Source organism: Chryseobacterium aahli, assembly GCF_022699665.1.
In the GTDB taxonomy this organism is placed as follows: domain Bacteria; phylum Bacteroidota; class Bacteroidia; order Flavobacteriales; family Weeksellaceae; genus Chryseobacterium; species Chryseobacterium aahli.
The window spans coordinates 204,697-223,415 of sequence record NZ_JALDNB010000004.1; the positions used below are offsets into that span (position 1 = coordinate 204,697).

At 35.1% G+C, this 18,719-nt stretch carries 21 protein-coding genes; 4 read left to right on the top strand and 17 right to left on the bottom strand.

Annotated features, from left to right (window positions below):
- Positions 1–2: 2 nt before the first annotated feature.
- The 4 genes from coaBC to MQX03_RS09615 form a co-directional block, all read right to left on the bottom strand.
- A complete protein-coding gene (gene coaBC / locus MQX03_RS09600; protein ID WP_242802742.1) occupies positions 3–1,205 on the bottom strand; it encodes a bifunctional phosphopantothenoylcysteine decarboxylase/phosphopantothenate--cysteine ligase CoaBC in 1,203 nt (400 codons plus the stop codon).
- Positions 1,206–1,329: 124 nt separating this feature from the next.
- The gene (locus MQX03_RS09605) at positions 1,330–1,653 is read right to left on the bottom strand and encodes a DNA-directed RNA polymerase subunit omega (protein WP_129535667.1); all 324 of its coding nucleotides are present in this window, start codon (positions 1,651–1,653) and stop codon (positions 1,330–1,332) included.
- A 41-nt stretch (positions 1,654–1,694) separates the two neighbouring features.
- Positions 1,695–2,690 carry an outer membrane protein assembly factor BamD gene (locus tag MQX03_RS09610; protein ID WP_129535666.1) on the bottom strand — a complete coding sequence of 332 codons (996 nt, stop codon included), beginning with the start codon at positions 2,688–2,690 and terminating at the stop codon, positions 1,695–1,697.
- Between the two features lie 97 nt (positions 2,691–2,787).
- The gene (locus MQX03_RS09615; protein WP_242802743.1) at positions 2,788–3,417 is read right to left on the bottom strand and encodes a TetR/AcrR family transcriptional regulator; all 630 of its coding nucleotides are present in this window, start codon (positions 3,415–3,417) and stop codon (positions 2,788–2,790) included.
- A gap of 94 nt (positions 3,418–3,511) precedes the next feature.
- Here MQX03_RS09615 and MQX03_RS09620 point away from each other — a divergent pair, with 94 nt between their 5' ends.
- The 4 genes from MQX03_RS09620 to MQX03_RS09635 all read left to right on the top strand — a co-directional run bounded on the left by MQX03_RS09620 (position 3,512) and on the right by MQX03_RS09635 (position 6,026).
- Complete coding sequence (locus MQX03_RS09620; RefSeq protein WP_242802744.1) at positions 3,512–4,138, top strand: TatD family hydrolase; 627 nt, start codon at positions 3,512–3,514, stop codon at positions 4,136–4,138.
- Positions 4,131–4,868: a tRNA threonylcarbamoyladenosine dehydratase gene (locus MQX03_RS09625; RefSeq protein ID WP_242802745.1), complete on the top strand. Its 738-nt coding sequence runs from the start codon at positions 4,131–4,133 to the stop codon at positions 4,866–4,868. Before MQX03_RS09620 ends, MQX03_RS09625 begins: the two co-directional genes overlap by 8 nt.
- Positions 4,855–5,229, top strand: coding sequence for a ribonuclease P protein component (gene rnpA / locus MQX03_RS09630; protein WP_242802746.1), 375 nt, complete (start codon positions 4,855–4,857; stop codon positions 5,227–5,229). Before MQX03_RS09625 ends, rnpA begins: the two co-directional genes overlap by 14 nt.
- A gap of 182 nt (positions 5,230–5,411) precedes the next feature.
- On the top strand, positions 5,412–6,026 hold the full coding sequence (locus MQX03_RS09635; RefSeq protein ID WP_242802747.1) for a DUF4126 domain-containing protein: 615 nt from the start codon (positions 5,412–5,414) through the stop codon (positions 6,024–6,026).
- Positions 6,027–6,071: 45 nt separating this feature from the next.
- Here MQX03_RS09635 and MQX03_RS09640 read toward each other — a convergent pair whose 3' ends face one another.
- The 13 genes from MQX03_RS09640 to MQX03_RS09700 all read right to left on the bottom strand — a co-directional run bounded on the left by MQX03_RS09640 (position 6,072) and on the right by MQX03_RS09700 (position 18,651).
- The gene (locus MQX03_RS09640; RefSeq protein WP_242802748.1) at positions 6,072–8,222 is read right to left on the bottom strand and encodes a hypothetical protein; all 2,151 of its coding nucleotides are present in this window, start codon (positions 8,220–8,222) and stop codon (positions 6,072–6,074) included.
- Between the two features lies 1 nt (position 8,223).
- Positions 8,224–8,745, bottom strand: coding sequence for an LPS assembly lipoprotein LptE (gene lptE, locus MQX03_RS09645; RefSeq protein ID WP_242802749.1), 522 nt, complete (start codon positions 8,743–8,745; stop codon positions 8,224–8,226).
- Positions 8,746–8,762: 17 nt separating this feature from the next.
- On the bottom strand, positions 8,763–9,464 hold the full coding sequence (locus tag MQX03_RS09650) for a hypothetical protein (protein ID WP_242802750.1): 702 nt from the start codon (positions 9,462–9,464) through the stop codon (positions 8,763–8,765).
- Between the two features lie 26 nt (positions 9,465–9,490).
- Positions 9,491–10,774 (bottom strand): sigma-54 interaction domain-containing protein, encoded by a 1,284-nt coding sequence (locus MQX03_RS09655; protein ID WP_129535658.1) that lies wholly within the window; start codon positions 10,772–10,774, stop codon positions 9,491–9,493.
- 43 nt (positions 10,775–10,817) lie between these two features.
- A complete protein-coding gene (locus MQX03_RS09660) occupies positions 10,818–11,618 on the bottom strand; it encodes a tetratricopeptide repeat protein (protein WP_242802751.1) in 801 nt (266 codons plus the stop codon).
- Positions 11,590–12,096: a hypothetical protein gene (locus tag MQX03_RS09665; RefSeq protein WP_242802752.1), complete on the bottom strand. Its 507-nt coding sequence runs from the start codon at positions 12,094–12,096 to the stop codon at positions 11,590–11,592. The genes MQX03_RS09660 and MQX03_RS09665 overlap by 29 nt, the downstream gene beginning before the upstream one ends.
- Before the next feature lie 255 nt (positions 12,097–12,351).
- A complete protein-coding gene (gene miaB / locus MQX03_RS09670; RefSeq protein ID WP_242802753.1) occupies positions 12,352–13,788 on the bottom strand; it encodes a tRNA (N6-isopentenyl adenosine(37)-C2)-methylthiotransferase MiaB in 1,437 nt (478 codons plus the stop codon).
- Positions 13,789–13,952: 164 nt separating this feature from the next.
- Positions 13,953–14,222, bottom strand: a complete 270-nt coding sequence (locus MQX03_RS09675) for a hypothetical protein (protein ID WP_242802754.1) — start codon at positions 14,220–14,222, stop codon at positions 13,953–13,955.
- Positions 14,188–14,679, bottom strand: a complete 492-nt coding sequence (locus tag MQX03_RS09680; protein ID WP_242802755.1) for a hypothetical protein — start codon at positions 14,677–14,679, stop codon at positions 14,188–14,190. The genes MQX03_RS09675 and MQX03_RS09680 overlap by 35 nt, the downstream gene beginning before the upstream one ends.
- Positions 14,672–15,073, bottom strand: coding sequence for an energy transducer TonB (locus MQX03_RS09685; protein ID WP_242802756.1), 402 nt, complete (start codon positions 15,071–15,073; stop codon positions 14,672–14,674). Before MQX03_RS09685 ends, MQX03_RS09680 begins: the two co-directional genes overlap by 8 nt.
- 3 nt (positions 15,074–15,076) lie before the next feature.
- On the bottom strand, positions 15,077–15,562 hold the full coding sequence (locus MQX03_RS09690; RefSeq protein WP_242802757.1) for an energy transducer TonB: 486 nt from the start codon (positions 15,560–15,562) through the stop codon (positions 15,077–15,079).
- Positions 15,563–15,673: 111 nt separating this feature from the next.
- A complete protein-coding gene (locus MQX03_RS09695; RefSeq protein WP_242802758.1) occupies positions 15,674–16,918 on the bottom strand; it encodes an MFS transporter in 1,245 nt (414 codons plus the stop codon).
- Positions 16,918–18,651, bottom strand: coding sequence for a thiamine pyrophosphate-dependent enzyme (locus MQX03_RS09700; RefSeq protein WP_242802759.1), 1,734 nt, complete (start codon positions 18,649–18,651; stop codon positions 16,918–16,920). Before MQX03_RS09700 ends, MQX03_RS09695 begins: the two co-directional genes overlap by 1 nt.
- Between the last annotated feature and the right edge of the window lie 68 nt (positions 18,652–18,719).

An 18,719-nucleotide genomic window follows, 5' to 3' on the forward strand; every position in this document is an offset into this window, starting at 1 on the left:
AATTATTTTAGAATCTGAGCTTCAATGGTATCGAGAATATCTTTTGCCACATTTTCTTTTGATTTTAGGTCAAATTCTATTTTATCTGTTTTGGTGAATATCTTTATTTTATTGGTGTCATTTTTAAAACCTGCACCTTCATCACGAAGCGAATTGAGAACGATCATATCCAGATTTTTCTTCGCCAATTTTCCTTTTGCGTTTTCTTCTTCGTTTTGAGTTTCAAGGGCAAATCCAACTAAAAACTGATGAGACTTTTTCTCGCCCATAGTTTTTAGAATATCAGGATTTTTAATTAATTCAATGGTAAAAGTGTCTTCGTTTTTTTTAATTTTTTCTGAAGCAACTTCCTTCGGAGCGTAATCTGCAACGGCTGCGCTGGCAATTCCGATATCAATTCCATCATAAAATTCAAATACTTTATCAAGCATTTGCCTTGCAGAAGTCACTCTGTGAAGCTGAATATTTTCATGTTTTGAATTGAGAGAACTTGGGCCCGAGATCAAGATCACTTTCGCACCGCGTTTTGCAGCCTCTTCAGCTAAAGAAAATCCCATTTTTCCTGAAGAATGATTTCCTATGAATCTTACAGGATCAATGGCTTCATACGTAGGTCCTGCTGTAATTAAAACTGTTTTATTTTGTAAAGATTTCTTTTCATTTAAACTAAAAAAATCTTCTACCGCTTTTGAAACGGTTTCCGGCTCTGCCATTCTTCCCTGACCGATTAAACCGCTTGCCAATTCTCCACTTTCTGCAGGAATTACAATGTGGCCGTAATCTTCTGCCAATTCTAAATTTTGTTTAGTAGACGGATGTTGATACATATCCAAATCCATTGCAGGAGCGATGAAAACCGGACATTTGGCCGACATATAAGTTGCAATCATTAAATTATCGCAAATGCCATGAGCCATTTTGGCTAAAGTATTAGCCGTGCAAGGTGCCATGATAATTACGTCTGCCCAAAGTGCCATCTCTACATGACTGTTCCACGTTCCGTTGTCGCCGTAAAAATCTGTATAAACAGGATTTTTAGATAAAGTAGAAAGACTCAACTTCGTTACAAAATGCTCTGCGTCAGGAGACATAATGACCTGAACTTCTGCCCCTTTTTTCACAAAATCTCTGATGAGAAAATGAATTTTGTAGGCAGCAATTCCACCAGAAACGGCAATGAGAATCTTTTTCCTGGAAATATTCATGTAGATTATTTTTAAAGCACTAAAATACTTCTTTTTTCTAAGAATGGAAACTTGTAGCAACAGCAAAGGTCATAAAGAAAATAATTTCTTTATGACCTTCATTTATAAAAAATCACCGGAGTGATTAGTTTCTCTCTTCAGTCTTTCTAAAGTATACTTCACCGTCTAACCATTCCTGGATAGCGATAGAAGTTGGTTTTGGAAGTTTTTCGTAATGTTTAGAGATTTCAATCTGCTCTCTGTTTTCGAAAACTTCTTCCAATGTAGAATTGTGAACTGCAAACTCGTCTAATTTATTGTGTAATTCAGTACGGATTTCTGCATTGATCTGCTCAGCTCTCTTCCCCATGATAACAATAGCTTCATAGATTGAACCTACTTTTTCTTCAATCTTATCTTTATCGTAAGTAATAGTATTTACTTCTGCTTTTGTATCTTTTACGCTCATTTTCAGAAAATTATTTAATTATAAGATGGCAAATTTACGAATTATCTTTGGATTCTGAAAGTAGCTGCCGGCGGAGGTGTTTGTAACGCTGCGCTGTCTCTCTGAATTTGCATTGCTTTTTTCTCGTTTGACACTTGATCCTTGATTTGTTGTTCAGTTTTTGTGTCTTGAGCCAATTTATCAGCGATCTTTTTTTGTTTTGCTGTGAATACTGCGATTCTCTCGTCATTCAGTTTCTTTACAACTACAAAATCTTTTTTCTCTTTTTCCAGTTTTTGTCTAAAATCCACTGCTGTTTTAGAATATTCTGTATCCGGAAGCTCTTTTTCTACTTGTTTTGTGAATGCCAAAGCACTTTCTATACGCTCGTCTTTCAAATCATAAGCTGACCCAATCGCTAAGAAATAACGAGATTTCATCATGTAATCATAGATTTTCGGACGAAGTTTTGTACTTGGGAAATCTTCTAAAACATTTTCGAAAGCAGCACTTGTAGCTTTATAATCAGCCATTTTGAAATACTGTTTAGCATTTTCGTAGGCTTTAAACTCTAATTTGTAAGATAACTCATCAATCAAAGTATTGATGTTTTTTGATCTTTCTGAGTTTGGATAATTGGTCAGGAAATCCTGAAGCTCATTGATTGCCAATTCTGTACTAGTCTGGTCCAAGTTATAATCCATAGAGCCGTTATAGTAACATAAAGCAGACATATAAGATGCTTCTTCTTTTCTGTTATCCTGAGGAAAACTTACTGCAAAGTTTTTAAATTGGTGACCTGCCAATTTGTAGTTTTTATCGTAATAATTTGCATACGCAGAATTGAAAACCACATTCGGAGCATCATCTGTACCTGCAACAAGATTAGGAAGTCTGTCGTAAAGTGCTAAAGCATTTTTCCACTTTTTTTTAGCGAAATTTTCATTAGCAGCTTTTAGGATAAAAGTTTTATCCGCACTTTTCATCGCTTTATCTTGCTGACTTGTGCACGCCGAAATGACAGCTATGGCAAAAATACCTAAAATATATTTCTTCATATAAAATTCAACAGTTTTCGGTTTTACCGACCTATTAATTTGCAAAAATATAACTTTTTTGCTAAAAGATTTTTTTTTATGATTATTTAACGCAAAATTAGTCGGCTGCGTATCCCAAAACGGCAAAAACATTCATCAAAAGATTCATTCTTACTTTTTTTTCAGCTTCTTTGGTGTAAGTTTCATCATCTTTATGAGGAACATAAAGTTCATAGAAGTTTTTATTTCGAATCACAAAAAGTGTAGACCCAATAATGGTTGTCAAGATATCTTCAGGTTTTGGAGTAAACGTAAAAACTCCCGAAGTCACTCCTTTTTTGATAACATCATCTAATTTTTTGACAAATAACTGATAAAAATCGAGAAGTTCGTCTTTCAGGTTTTCAGTATGGCGCAATTCCTGAGTCACAAAACCGTGGAAATAATTGTATTTAAAAAGCTGTGCAACGATGTACTTGATCATTTCTTTCAGCTGCATTTCCGGTTTTCCATCTTTGATGGTGTCGGCAAATTCAGAAAAATTCTCTCTCGTTTTCAACACACGGTATTGATAAAGATAAGACATCATCTTTTCTTTTGAACCAAAATAATATGAAATCATCGCCACATTGATATTAGCTTTCGAAGAAATATCTCGTACCGAAGTTCCTTCATAACCCTTTCTTGCAATCAACTCTTCGGCAATATCTAAGATATGAATCTGCTTGTCTGTGAATTTTTTCCCCATGTGTTGTTTTTAGTAAAGTTAAGAAATTTTTAACATATTAATAAACGAACGTTTAATAATTTTTGCTCACCTTTTATTTATTGTATTTTTGAATATGGATTTTTTTGATTTTCATCATCACAAGAAAAATTTAAGCTCCGGAATTTACAATTTGGATATTGAAAAAACTCCGCCAAATTTTTATTTTTCCGCAGGAATTCACCCACAAGACATCCAACCAGAAAACACTGATAATCAATTCAAATGGTTAAAATCTATCATTAATGAAAATTGTTTTGCAATTGGAGAATGCGGTTTGGATGGCATCGTTTCTGTGGATATGAAAATTCAGGAAGAAGTTTTTTTAAGACAGATTCAATTGGCCAATGAGATTAAAAAACCTTTAATCATTCATTGTGTACGGAAATTTTACGAAGTTATTTCGTTCAGAAAAAAATCTGAACAAGCGATGATCATTCATGGTTTTAATAAAAAACAGAGCGTTGCAGATGATCTTCTGAAGAATAATTTTTATCTGAGTTTTGGGAAAGCTGTTTTGTATCATCTATCTTTGCAGAATACTTTGAAAACTGTTCCTTTAGATAAACTCTTTTTAGAAACTGATAATGATAATTTTGACATCAAAGAATTATATCAAAAAGTTTCAGAAATAAAGAAAATTTCGATAGAACAACTTCAACAACAGATTGTAGAAAATTTAGATACGATAAAAAATGGATAAGTTTTGGCTGGAAAGAACAGAGCTTCTGATCAAAGAAGAAGGCATTAATATATTGAATAATGCGACTGTTCTCGTAGTAGGTTTAGGTGGCGTAGGATCTTTTGCTGCCGAGTTTCTGGCAAGAGCCGGGATTGGAAAAATGACTATCGTAGACGGCGACACTGTAGATATTACCAACATTAACAGACAACTTCCTGCACTTCATTCAACTGTAGGAAAACATAAAGTGGAAGTCGTTGCAGAAAGATTGATGGACATTAACCCACAACTTGAATTGACAAAGATCAACGAGTTTCTGAATCCGGAAAGGATGGCTGAAGTTTTAGATGGAGGAAAATTCGATTATATTTTAGACTGTATCGACAGCATCACTCCAAAAGTGAGCTTAATCATTGCAGCTAAGCGAAGAAAAATCAAAATTGTAAGCTCTATGGGGGCCGGTGGAAAATCTGATCCTTCTAAAGTATTGGTGAGAGACATCCACAAAACTGCAGAATGCCATCTTGCAAAACAGGTAAGAAAAAGGCTGAAGAAGGAAAAAATAGATAAAGGTATCCGATGTGTCTTCTCAAGCGAAATTCAGGATGAAGACAGCCTGAAAATGACCGACGGAAGCAATTATAAAAGATCTTTCTATGGAACCATCAGTTTTATTCCTGCAATCTTCGGATTGTATGCGGCTGCGGAAGTCATCAATCATTTAGTGAAAAAGACGGATGCAGAACTTTAAATATCCGAAAGCGGAAAAACTCAAAAAAAAGGATGAAATCACTTTGCTTTTCGAAAAAGGCAAATGGAAAAACAGTGGAAATCTGAGAATCATTATTCTGAAAAATCATCCGGATTTGGTGACAGATAACGTAAAATTGGGAGTTTCCGTTTCTAAGAGATATTTTAAAAAAGCAGTTCATAGAAACCGTATCAAAAGGCTTTTGAGAGAATGCTATCGACTGAATAAAGATTTGTTTAAAGAATATTTCGGCGAAAAAACTACGGCGATGCTGTTTTGGGTTTCTGCTGAAATGCCTGAAAAGTTTCAGGAGGTTGAGGCGCAGTTTATCAAATTGTGTCAGTCGCAGAAGAAGACTTGAGTTTAATTTCCCATGAATTTTACAGATTTTTTGTTTTAAAACTGAAACATTTTATTTTCATCTCGCAGATTGAGCTGATCAAGCAGATTTTTATTTCTGTTACACTGAATTCTTTACAAAAATAAATTCCGATTGACATTTTATATTTTTTTGTAGCTTTAAGCAAACAATTGACGAATAAAATGTTAGATCAAGTTCCCTATTTACCTTATGTCCTGAGTGCTTTTATCGGTATCGGTTTGGCGGCAGCTTCAGGTTTCAGAGTTTTCTTACCGATGTTTGCGGTAAGTTTAGCTTCCTATTTCCATTGGATTCCTATGAGCGAAAGCTTTGAATGGATCTCCTCTTTACCCGCATTAATCACCACAGGAATTGCAATGATTGCTGAAATTTTAGCGTATTATATTCCTTTTATAGATCATTTACTCGATACTATTTCGATACCGATGGCAACGGTGGCAGGTTCCATATTATTTGCAAGCCAGTTTACCGAGCTGGGGACGTTTCCGCAGTGGGCTTTGGCATTGATTGCTGGTGGCGGAACGGCTGCAACAATAAGTACAGGTTTTGCAGGAATTCGGGCAGCATCTACCGCAACGACGGGCGGACTAGGAAATTCAGTTGTGGGAACTACTGAAACTGCCGGTGCAGGAATTATGGCTATTTTAGCAATGGCAGCACCTTTTATAGCAGCGATTTTCACTGTCATTACTTTGATTCTCGTTATATTTTTTGGCCGAAAAGCCTGGCGAAAATTGAAAAGTAAGAAAGATTTAAGTTTTACTACAAATACATAAAAAGCAAAAGCGGCAGAAATTCACTTCTGCCGTTTTTTATTTAATTTAATTTTTACTTCTGCTATCTTTTATTTCCTGAATTTTTTCTTCAAAATATTCTTTTCTGTCCGGAAATTTATTCGACAAAATTAAGAAGGCATTGACCGCTTTTGAGTACAGTTTTTGTTCGATATACAAATTCGCTAAAGTCTCGGTCATCAGGTGGGAAATATCGTCTGTTTTTTCTTTTACAACGAAATTAACCTCATCTTTTAACTGGCTGATTTTCGGATTATTTTCGATGAATGACTCAATGACTTTATTTTTGATCTCCGTTTTGTCTACTGGCGTTTCTTCAGCACGGTCGATTTTCAACCAGCTTTGCCATGTATTGATAAATCCGGGAACATTGCTGTCGTCAATTTTCTGCTGAGCTATTTTATCTTCCAATTCTTTAGCGTCTGCCTTTTCTTTTTGATCAGATTTATAAGACTGCCCTAAACTTGCAATTCCAGATCCAAAGAACGAAACGTTCATTACCGGAGCGTCATTATTTTGCTCTTCCTGAGTTTCTTCGTTTTCAATTTCTTTCGAAACATTTGAGGCTTCAGTAGATTCAACAACTATAGATTGAACTTCAACCGGAATTTCTTTTTGAATTTCTACTATAGGTTCGAGTTTTGGAGCTTCTTCAGCTTTTTGAACTTCTTCTTTTGGTTGGGAAGCCTCAGTAGACTTATCCGATACAGAATCCAGGCGGCCGGTTTCAAAAGTCATAGGTTTCCATACGGAAATGGCTTCTTTTTCTGTTTCTAAAACCTCTTCTGTAGTTTCAATATGATCCTGAGATGTTTCTTCTTCTAATTTCTCTTCAACGATTGACTCAGCAGCTTTCACCACCACTTCTTCAGCAACTTTTTGCTCTTCGCCTACATGAAATGCCTGAGTTTCTGCAAAACTGATATCGTGGCTGATTTCCTCTTCTTCAACTTGCGCTTTTTCCGGAGCATTTTCTTTATTTGTTTTCATCCTTTTCTCCACTTCTTCTATCAAACGGCGCATTTCGTCTTCATGCTTGTTGATATTTGATTTTGGAGTTACAGACTGTAAATTCTCAGCAGTTTTATTAGATTCGATTTTAACTTCCGGAAGGAAAGAATCTGTTGCGTGGAAGCTTAATTCAGCCGCATCATTTATTTTTTCTGCAACTTGTTCAGATTCTATTTTTTCTTCTTCAATAATTAATTCCGGATTTAAAACTTCTGTAATTTCTTCAGATTTATTTAAATCAGATTCAACATTTTCTTGAGTTAAAAGTTCCTTTTCCGTTGGGAAAGATTCAACTTTCTGGAAACTTACTTCGCTTTCATCATTGACTTTTTCAGTAACTTTTTCTGAATCGATTTTATCTTGGTTAATAATAACTTCTGACTTTGGAGCTTCTACAACTTCTTCGTTTTTATTTAAATCAGATTTAGATACAATTTCTTCTAAATTTAATTCAGCATTGTCGGTGATTTCTTCGATCTGAGTTTCCGGAATGGGAGTTTCATCAATCACAGTTTCAGAAAAAGTTCCTGCTAATTCTTCTGCAACAATTGCATCTTCTTTGGCAGATTCATCTAAATTATTTTGATTTGAAACTGTTTTATGAGTTACAATCACACCTGATTCTAGAGTAGATTCAAGGTCAATTGTTTCATTATTATCTTCATCCAGAAAGTTTTCTTCACCATCAAACAAAATTCTATTGCGTTCACCGTTTACAACCAAATGTTTTATTTCTGGTTGATCTGCAAGTAATCCTTCAGAAGCAGCTTCGTAATCATGATCAGCAAAACTTTTAGGAGCTTTTCTCACCGAAACTTCTTCTTCCGGAATTGCATTTTCTACTACAATTTCGGTTTCTATAACTGGAGTTTCAATTGTTTTTTCCGGAATTACTTCCTGCTTTTCTGCAATAATTTCTGGCTTAATCTTTTGGATTTTACCATTAATCAGCTGATACAGTATTTTTTTATCCGTCGTGTACGCAGCGGTTGCAGAAAGTGCTTTCTGATAATTTTCTTTGTCATACAAATGAACACCGTACAAATGCAGCGCTCTGATGTTTTGAATATAGGGGAAAGAATTAATTTCCTCTTTCAAAAGATGGAGATCTTCTGACTGAATATTTTTCGGATTTTTTAATAATTCTAAAACTCTAGTATTTATCATCTTACCAATTCGCTACGATGTCGTTAAATATTTTATTGATAATTCTGTCTGTCGCAATTTTCACCTGAGATGTTTCTATGGCATTCAGAGACAAGCTGCTGTTGAAAACAGCTTCATCAGAATAGGTTCTGTCAAAACTTGCCTCGGGACGCACTTTATTTTCATAATGCACTTTTACAGTAATGGTCAATTTATTTTGTGAATCCTGAATAACTCCTGCTGCCGTATTTTGCGTGGTAGAACTGATTGTGGTGGGTGTAATCGTGTAATCTGTGATTTCACCTTCAATTAAAATATCCGGATTTTGCTTTGTTCCTTTAAGAGTCGTTCTCTGTAAAAACCTGTTCTGAATATCTGTTGAAAACTGCTGAGACAAAGTAGGATTTACCAAAGGTGAGTTGTTTGGAAATTCATTGATCTGCACTGTTTTTTCATCTTTCAATGACGAACCGCTGAATGTGTAGCATGAATTTAAAAATCCGACACAAATTATTAAAAGAAAGAGGTTTTTAAACTGACTCATTGTAACTTTTTTAAATCTTAATATTTTTCCTGGATTCCAATTTCTGAAATCTCATCACGCTCAATCTGGCTCATTGCATCTTCATAAGCAAAATAGTTTGCAACATACATAAAAGGTAATGTAGCAAGCACACCAATACCACAGGCAATAATGCCTATCTGAGAAAGTATTCCTACCACTAGTGAGAACAAGAATATTGACAGTAAATTATCTTTGGTCATAATTTTTGAAGTATTCCAAGCAGATTTGATATCTGTCACATCTTTGAAAGAAATCAATGCCGGAATATAAAATCCTTTCAATACAAAATATAAAATTGCTGCATAAATAATCAGCATATAAGGAATCATAATAAGTGAAAGCACCGGAGACGGATCATCGCCCTGAGTGTAAGCTATAGCCGGCATTAGGAAAATAAACGGAATATATAACAATAAAATCCCTCCGATCAATATTAGCTGTACAATAAAGTAAGGCATAAATTTATCGAAATTAAAAATATCACTCGGACTTGCCTGCTGACCTCTGTTTACTTTTCTCAGATACTGATAGAAATTTCCGGCTCCCAACATTCCGCAGAAAGGAATAATCCCCATTACAAGGCAGCATAAAAATGCTACAAAAATATTTCCGAAATCTTTTTTCAAAAGTTCAAAACCTTTGCTCAGGTATTCTCCTAATTTAAAATTGATTGGTTTTGCGGTAAAGTTTACGTTCATAATTTTTTGATTTAATGTTTATTGATTTAGTCTTCTAAGTTGTATTGTTTTATTTTTCTGTATAAAGTCCTCTGCGAAATACCAAGCTCATCTGCGGCTCTGTTTCTCCTTCCGTTATGTTTTTCTAACGCTTTGATAATCAAATCTTTTTCATTGTTCTGAAGTGATAAAGATTCGGGTCTGTTTTCTTCCACCTCAATGTCTTCAAAATCTTCGTAATGATCTTCAGAATTTGAAATAATCGTCGGAGTTTGAACATTTTGGTTATTATTATTTTCAAAAAACAACAAAGAGTTCGGGCTTGCATTTTGCTGTGGCTCAGGCGTATAAATTCTATTGATCAAATTCTTTTCCTGATTGCTTAAGTCTGATGTACCTCTGTTTTTTATCAATTCCGAAGTTAAGGATTTTAAATCATTAATATCATTTCTCATATCAAAGAGAATCTTATACATGATTTCTCTTTCGTTTCCAAAATCGGACTGTTTTTGCGTATTGGGATGATTTACCACCATTGGCAAATGAGAATCCATAGGAATATATTCTGTCAATTTTGCTACAGTTACACTCCTATCGGTTTCTACAACCGTCATTTGCTCTACCAAATTTCTCAGTTGTCGCACATTTCCCGGAAAAGTATAATTTTCGATATAATGAACGGCGCTAGCTTCGAGCTGCAATTCCGGCATTCTGTATTTTTCCGCAAAATCAATCGCAAATTTTCTGAAAAGCAAGTGAATATCACCTTTTCTTTCTCTCAAAGCGGGCATATCAATTTGAACGGTATTCAAACGATAAAACAAATCTTCACGGAATCTGTTATCCTGAATCGCCTTCATCATATTGACATTGGTTGCCGCAACTATTCTCACATTGGTTTTCTGAACCTGCGAAGAACCTACTTTCATAAATTCACCACTTTCTAAAACTCTCAACAAACGAACCTGCGTCTGTAAAGGCAGTTCACCAACCTCATCCAGGAAAATTGTTCCACCATCTGCCACTTCAAAATATCCTTTTCGGGTTGCTGTAGCGCCTGTAAACGCACCTTTTTCATGTCCGAAAAGCTCTGAATCGATCGTTCCTTCAGGAATTGCGCCACAGTTGACAACGATGTAAGGCTGATGTTTTCTTTTCGATTCTGAATGAATGATTTTTGGGATAAATTCTTTCCCCACACCACTTTCCCCAATAACCAAAACGGAAATATCGGTAGGTGCAACTTGTATAGATTTTTCGAGGGCACGATTTAGAGCCGGAAAATTTCCGATAATTCCAAAGCGTGCTTTTATAGATTGTAAGTCTGCCATTTTCTTGATTTAAAGATTAAAAAAAATTAAAGATTTTTAAAATTTACAGTTCTTCTATTTCTGCTCTGTAAACTTTGTTGAAATGATGTGTGTAACCATCTTTCATGGTTTTACCTTCATCGTAGCTTTTTAAAGCCATCTTTTTTAAATCTAAATAATCTTTGTTTCTTATCTTAGCAACTTTACTTTTAAAATAAATATTTTCGGCAAAATCGTACTGTTTGCTTTGTTTTTCGAAGTTTTCTAAAGCTTTGTCGTATTTGCTGAGTTCAAAATAAGTTACACCCAATTGGTAATAATCGAACAAACCAACATTATGTTCCTTTTTTGCCAACTGATTTTCTATGATAGAAATCGCCTTATCTTTTTGTCCTAAAGCCGAATAACAAATCGCTTTAGCGATATGCAATTCGTAATCGCCATTGGCAGAATACCCTAAATATCCTGTAGGATAAATTTTCTCTAAAGCCTCAATATCTGCAATTGCGCCTTTGTAATCTCTTAGAAATTGGTACCTGCACCAACCACGATATCCTAAATATTTTGCCGGATCAAGGTTCACTGCCTTGTCAATTAGGGCTTTCCAGCTGATAAAATCTCCCCTTTTCAAATATGGAACTGATTTTTCCATGTAAGAATTAGCAAAATTCGGGCATAATTCAATTGCTTTATCAAAACCTTCCTGGGATTCTATTAATCCTTGATATTCACCCCAATAGTTAAATAACTCACATGCCTTTTTGCAATCGTCATTTTGCATGACATTACAATTTACCTGTGATTGTAAATTAGAATAAACTACGAGAATTAAAAGACTAAGGTAATATTTCTGAAACTTTTCCATTCTCAATTTTATAGGTTAGATACTGGTAATAGTCTACTTTTTTTTCCTCAATTTCTTTAGGGATCCAGCCATTTAATTTTTTTGTAAAATTAAGTAACTGATCTGATAATTTTTTGTCGAAAGTATATTCTTTGTATTCATTATCTATCTGCTGCATTCTGAACATTCCAGATTTCCCTTCACAATTGACTACAAAACGAATCGTAATATAGCCATTTGCTTCTTTATTTTCTGGAAGATTTAGTGTCAGAATTTCTTTTTCGATTCCTCTTTTTTCACTTTTATATTGAAACCCTTTTGAATCATTATAGTATTGAAAAACATATTTCTCATCAAGACACCTTTTAAAATTAGGATCATCTAGCTTTTCATCAAATTCTATATTCCCTACATGACTTGGATATTTTGAAACTGCTTTTTCTGTCTGACAATTAATCAGCAGAGGTATTAACAATATGATGAGAAATATATTTTTCATTTGTGCTTATAATAATGTAAAATTCTAATAACGTTTTCTTCTAAAATTTAATATAATCTTGTTTATATCTTTATTTGTATCAATTTTAGAGACAATCATGATAAACATATTTTTTGTAAATCTTTACTTTTAGCTTCAAATCTTGTATTGAAAACACAATTTGCAGCCCGACCTGAGTGGAGCTCTTTTTGCGAGGAGGAACGACGAGCAAAAAAGCGGGAACGGAGGGCGGATAAAGCTGCCATAAAAAATTATTTACTTAACCGTTTCCCCTAAAAGCGTGCCCTGCGTATTACCGTGAACAAAAACATCCACAATGTCACCCAATTTCTGACCTTCCAGCATATCAAAAACACAAACTGCATTTTGAGAGTTTCTGCCTTTCCATTGGTTTTTGTTTTTCTTTGAGATTCCTTCAATCAAAACGCTGTGAACTCTACCAACATAACCTTCCATTCTTTTTCTAGACAATTCACCTTGCAAAGCAATTACTTCTGCCAAACGTCTTTGTTTAACATCAGCCGGAATATTGTCCTCCATTTTTTTGTGAGCCGGCGTTCCCGGTCTTTCAGAGTAAGAGAACATATAACCATAGTCAAATTCTACCTCTCTCATCAGACTTAAGGTATCTTGGTGATCTTCTTCAGTTTCGCCACAGAAACCGATGATCATGTCTTGTGAAAAAGAAATATCAGGAACGATTTCTTTCGCTTTTCTTATTAATTCTAAATATTCTTCACGGGTATGTTGTCTGTTCATGGCTTCCAACATCCTGTTGCTTCCGCTCTGAACCGGCAAGTGGCAGTAATTACAGATATTGTCATGTTTTGCCATCGTTCTGAATACATCAAGACTCATATCCTGAGGATTCGATGTAGAGAATCTGATTCTCATCTGAGGAACAGCTTTAGCAACAGAATCGAGAAGTTTTGAGAAATCAACTGCAGTAGCTTTTTGCATTTCTGATGCTTTGGCAAAATCTTTTTTGGGACCGCCTCCGTACCAAAGGTAAGAATCAACGTTTTGCCCGAGAAGGGTAATTTCCTTGTAACCACTTTCCCAAAGACCTTTACATTCTTCTAAAATTGAATGCGGATCACGGCTTCTTTCTCTTCCTCTCGTAAAAGGAACTACACAAAATGTACACATGTTGTCGCACCCACGGGTAATCGTCACAAAAGCGGTCACGCCATTTCCGCCTAAACGAACAGGATTAATATCTGCATACGTTTCTTCTTTGGATAAAATTACGTTGATGGCATCTCTTCCGTCTTCGGTTTCTTTTAAAAGATTGGGTAAATCTCTATAAGCATCAGGACCAACAACTAAGTCGACCAATTGTTCTTCTTCTAAAAACTTAGTTTTGAGCCTCTCAGCCATACAACCTAAAACACCAACGGTCATATTGGGTCTTTCTTTTTTAAGATTCTTGAACTGTGCAAGACGCATTCTCACGGTCTGCTCAGCTTTTTCACGAATGGAACATGTATTTAATAAAATCAAATCTGCTTCCTCAACTTTTAGTGTGGTGTTGTAACCCTGATCATTCAAAATAGAGGCAACAATTTCAGAATCAGAGAAATTCATTTGGCAGCCGTAGCTTTCTAAAAAAAGTTTTTTAGAATTACCTGTTTTCTCTGCAATTGCAAATGCCTCTCCCTGCTTTGTTTCGTCTATATATTTTTCTTGCACTATAGTCTGTTTAAGGCTTAAAATTTAAAGCTAACTGCTCAATAAAAATTTGAACTAAAAAAACATTAAATTTTAAACTTGTTGAATTTGCAAAGATACAAAATATTGTGACAGAATGTCAGAAAAGCAATTATAGTTTAAATAGTCGATTTAGAAAAATTCAATTAATTTGCATTAAATCTAATTGGCATTCTAAAAACTTGTTTTACCGGCACTCCCTTGTAGTAACCTGGTTTCCAATATGATTTTTTTGTATTAGATGCACATTTTACGACCATCTCGTTGAACTTTTCTAAATTTGATTGATTCTCTATGTAAAAGAATCCAGCATCTCCACTAGTATCAACATCAAAATTTAATACGAAAGAATAATCTGCATTTGAACGATAACCGTTTGCGTCAAAACATTTCGCAAAATTTTCTCTGAATTTCATAAATATCGCTTTCTTTATCTTTGTAGATGTAAACCGGTTTTGAGAAATCTTCTTCATCCGGCTTATTATTCAATAACAAATCATCCGAAAAAAGGACACAAAACATTGCCGGTGTTTTTTTTCCATCTATTTCGGCAGGCTTCCAATTATTAGTCTGTTTTATTACTTCCAGCACTTTACTTTTCAAACACTTATTATTTTCAACAGCACTTGTATCATCATCAGCAACATATTTTACTTTACTGTCCGGATACACAATAAATCTCATAAATAATGCTTCTGTTTTTTCGCACGGTTTTATATTATTTTTTACAACAACCTGCTGAACATCTTCGAAAAGACCTTTTCGCCCACCTTCATAAAAGTCCTGACCCTTCGGATAATTGTATAAAACTTGTGCATTTATCTGAAGAACAGAAGTTACAGTACTTAATAAAAATAATATTTTTTTAATCATGATCAAAATGGTCTGAAGTAAAATTGATTTTAATAACTTTTTTTGAAACAACAGGAATTCCTTCTTTCATTGCGGGTTTCCATTTTTGCTTTACTCTTTTGATTGCAAACTGCATATCTTCAATGAACATTTCGCTGTTTTTCACTTTTGGCAAAACATCTAGATTACTTATTTTCCCGTTGGAATTTATATCAAAAATAAAAACAAACTGCCCATTTACAGCATATTTTCCCAAGTCGATGTAGGCATGAATCATTTTCAGGTATTCTTGGGAAAAAGCAGAATCTCCACCTGGAAATTCTGCATTGGCCGATATTCTGTTTTCGTTTTGCGTTTCCTGAGCGAACGTCATAAAACCAACAAACAGGAAAAAAAGTAAAATATATTTTTTCATAAATTAAAAATCCGCTGATACCGAAGAAAAGTTCATTTTAAGTTTCATTTCAGATTTTACAGGTTGATTGTTGCAGGTTGCGGGAATCCAGCTTTTCTTGATTCTTCTTACAACATACTGCATATCATCAAAGAAAACTTCGCTATTTACAACTTTTGGTGAGCCTTCCACATCAATGACTTTCCCGGTAGCATCAATGGTTAGTGTAAATGTGAACTCTCCTGTTAAAGTATAATAATCTGAATTCAAATAAGTAAACATATATTTTTTCAAAAGTTCTTTATAAGAAGTAACACCACGTTCAAAACCTGCAGCTTTAAAATCTTTACAGTCTTTTAATGATACCTGTAGAAATGGTTCCTTGATATCAATTTTTAAAAGGTTTTTATTATTTTCTATAATGAAAGAATCATCTCTCTGCTCAAGATCATCCTGTGCAAAAGAAATATTAAAAGCAAAAATGGTTAATAATAAAATTAAATTTTTCATGGCTTTCATTTTTAAATTCTTAAAACAAAGATAAAACTTAGATAATTTATAAAAAAGAAAAACTTCACACATGAGTGCGAAGTTTAATTAATATTGTCGTATTTAAATTATTTAAACAGCTATCGTTTGATTTTTGACTTTGCTTCCGGTTTCTTTCAGTAAAAATGAAATTAAAATCGCCAAAACAATTCCTGCAACCCAGAATAAAACGGATTGCTCAAAATGTAAATTTCCCGCAGAAATATCTAAACTTTTCCCAAACCATCTGCTGAAAACCGGACTCAGTAAAGTGGTAACGCCAAAAGTAATAAAGTTGATTGCTCCCGTAGCACTTCCTTTTACATAATCAGGATTGGTTTCTTTAATCACAGAATACGGAATCATCGCTGCACCCGAACCTACTCCAAAAATAAACATACTGATTTTTGCAGCATACATATCCGGAAGGTAAATCATTTGAAGAAAACTTAAAATCATCAATAATGCTCCACCAACCAAAACAGGTTTTCTGCGACCTATTTTATCGGTAATAAAGCCTAGTAACGGGCAACCAAAAGCCCAACCAAAAGCAACCATCGCACTGGTAATCGTTGCATCACGGAAAAGAAACTGCTTATCTTTTTCGAAAAAAGCAACTGCCCAGGTCATTGCAAATATCGTTGTTGGCGCAAAAAGAAGTCCTGAAATAATTCCGCAAAGCCAGGATTGTGGGTTTTTAAAAACAACTTTATAGGTTTCTAAGTAACCAACAGATTGATGCGGCTTTTCCTCGGGCTCATCAGACTGATCATCTTTAGGAGTAAAAAAGTAGAGCAAAACAGCTGTAATAATGGTGATAATTCCAGACCAAAGCCAAAAACTGTTGATATTAATTCCTTCTTCCACCCAAGGTCCTACTAAAAATTGTCCCGCAGTTCCACCCAACATTCCGATGCATTGTGTTGCTCCGATGGCTGTTGCCAAAGATTTTGATGAAAAACCTTTACTGGCAAGATATACACAGCCGGGAAACGCAAAAGCACAACCTGCTCCTTGTAATAATCTTCCTGTAATTCCGGCGGTCTGGCTTGAAATTAAAAAAAATAAACATCCTAATCCTAAAATCAGACAACCTGCAAAAAGAGAGCGTTTACCTCCAAATTTATCTAAAGCAATTCCCGCAATTAAACTACAGGTAGAATAGGTGTAATAATAAGTTCCTACCATGCTGATCAGTTTCAGTTCGGTAGTTTTAAAATTATTGACCAATTCCGGAATCATTACCGCCGGAGCAGCTCTGATCACGTAATCTAAAAAGTAAAATATAAGACCAAATACCCACGCAATGACATAGAATTTTTTCAAAGTACTACTCATTACAATAATTCCTTGATATGTTTATAATTACTTTTTACAGTGTCTAAAGCTTCCTCCATCTTTCCGCCAAGCATAAGCTGCGCCATAGATTTTGTCATTCCGATCACCTGCTCAAATTTAATTTTGGGAGGCAACGCCAAAGCATTTGGATTCGTGAAAATATTGAGAAGAAAAGGTCCGTCATGATTTAAACATTCGGTAATAGCTCCTGCAACTTCTTCCGGTTTGTGAACATTTTTCCCAGGATAACCCATCGCCTGTGCAATCATCGCAAAATCCGGATTAATCATATCGGTTTCGTTATCCGGCATTCCGCCGACTTCCATTTCCAGTTTTACCATACCGAGACTTCGGTTGTTGAAAACAATCAGTTTGATTGGAAGCTTATATTGAAAAATAGTTGCCATATCGCCTAAAAGCATTGACAAACCGCCGTCGCCACACATCGCAATCACCTGTCTTCCGGGATATGCCAAAGAAGCTCCGATTGCCATCGGCATTGCGTTCGCCATCGATCCGTGATTGAAAGAACCCAACATTTTACGCTCGCCTGTTCCTGTAATAAATCTTGCTCCCCAAACACAGCACATTCCTGTATCAACGGTGAAAATTGCATCATTTTTCGCAATCTGATCTAAAGTATGTGCAACATATTCTGGCTGAATAGCGTCTTCTTTTCCGAACTCTTTTACATAAGTCAACTGGTGTTCTTTTACTTTTTCGTAAAATTCCAATTGCTGATTGAGAAAGTTGATATCTGTTTTTTCTTTTAATAAGGGAAGTAAAGCTTTGATCGTCTCTTTAACATCACCTGTAAGACCTAACTCCAGTTTTGCTCTTCTCCCCAATCTTTCAGAACTTTCGTCAATCTGAACGATTTTATTTTTTACAGGCATAAATTTCTCGTAAGGGAAATCTGTTCCCAACAATAGTACAAGATCAGCTTCGTGCATCGCATGATAAGCTGAAGGTAATCCTAAAAGTCCCGTCAATCCTACTTCATTTGGGTTATTCGGCTGAATGGCCATTTTACCTCTAAAAGAATATCCAATAGGAGCTTTTAAAAATTTCGCTAATTCCACAACCTCAACGTTCGATTTTTCGGCACCGATGCCACAATAAATCGTTACTTTTTTGCTTTCATTAATCAAATTTGCCAAATGATTTAATTCTTCATCTGAAGGACGAATCACAGGATTTGTTCTGAATATCTGATTGGAAGTTGTCGCTTCTTCAGCATCAAGCTCGGAAACATCACCGGGAAGTCCGATTACGGCAACACCTTTTTTAGAAATCGCATGCTGAATCGCCGTTTGCAAAGTTCTCTGAACCTGTTCCGGTCTTGTAATCATTTGATTATAATAACTGCAATCGTCAAATAATTTTATGGTATTCGTTTCCTGAAAATAATCCATTCCCATCTCATTGCTTGGAATCGTTGATGCAATTACCAACATCGGAACATGCGATCTGTGGGCTTCGTAAACTCCATTGATCAAATGGACGTGACCGGGACCGCAACTTCCTGCACATACAGCAAAACCATCCAGTTCCGCTTCTGCGGCGGCAGCGTAAGCTCCAACTTCTTCGTGCCTTACATGAATCCACTCGATGCTGCTTTTTTTCACAGCGATATTTAAATGATTGAGACTGTCGCCAGTTACTGCGTATATTCTTTTGACATTGGCATTTTCGAGCATTTCAACAATTTGCTCTGCAATATTTTTAGCCATAATTACTATTTTTTTTAGATTAATTTCTACTTAGAAAATAGAATCTGAAATCAATTGATTATTCATGA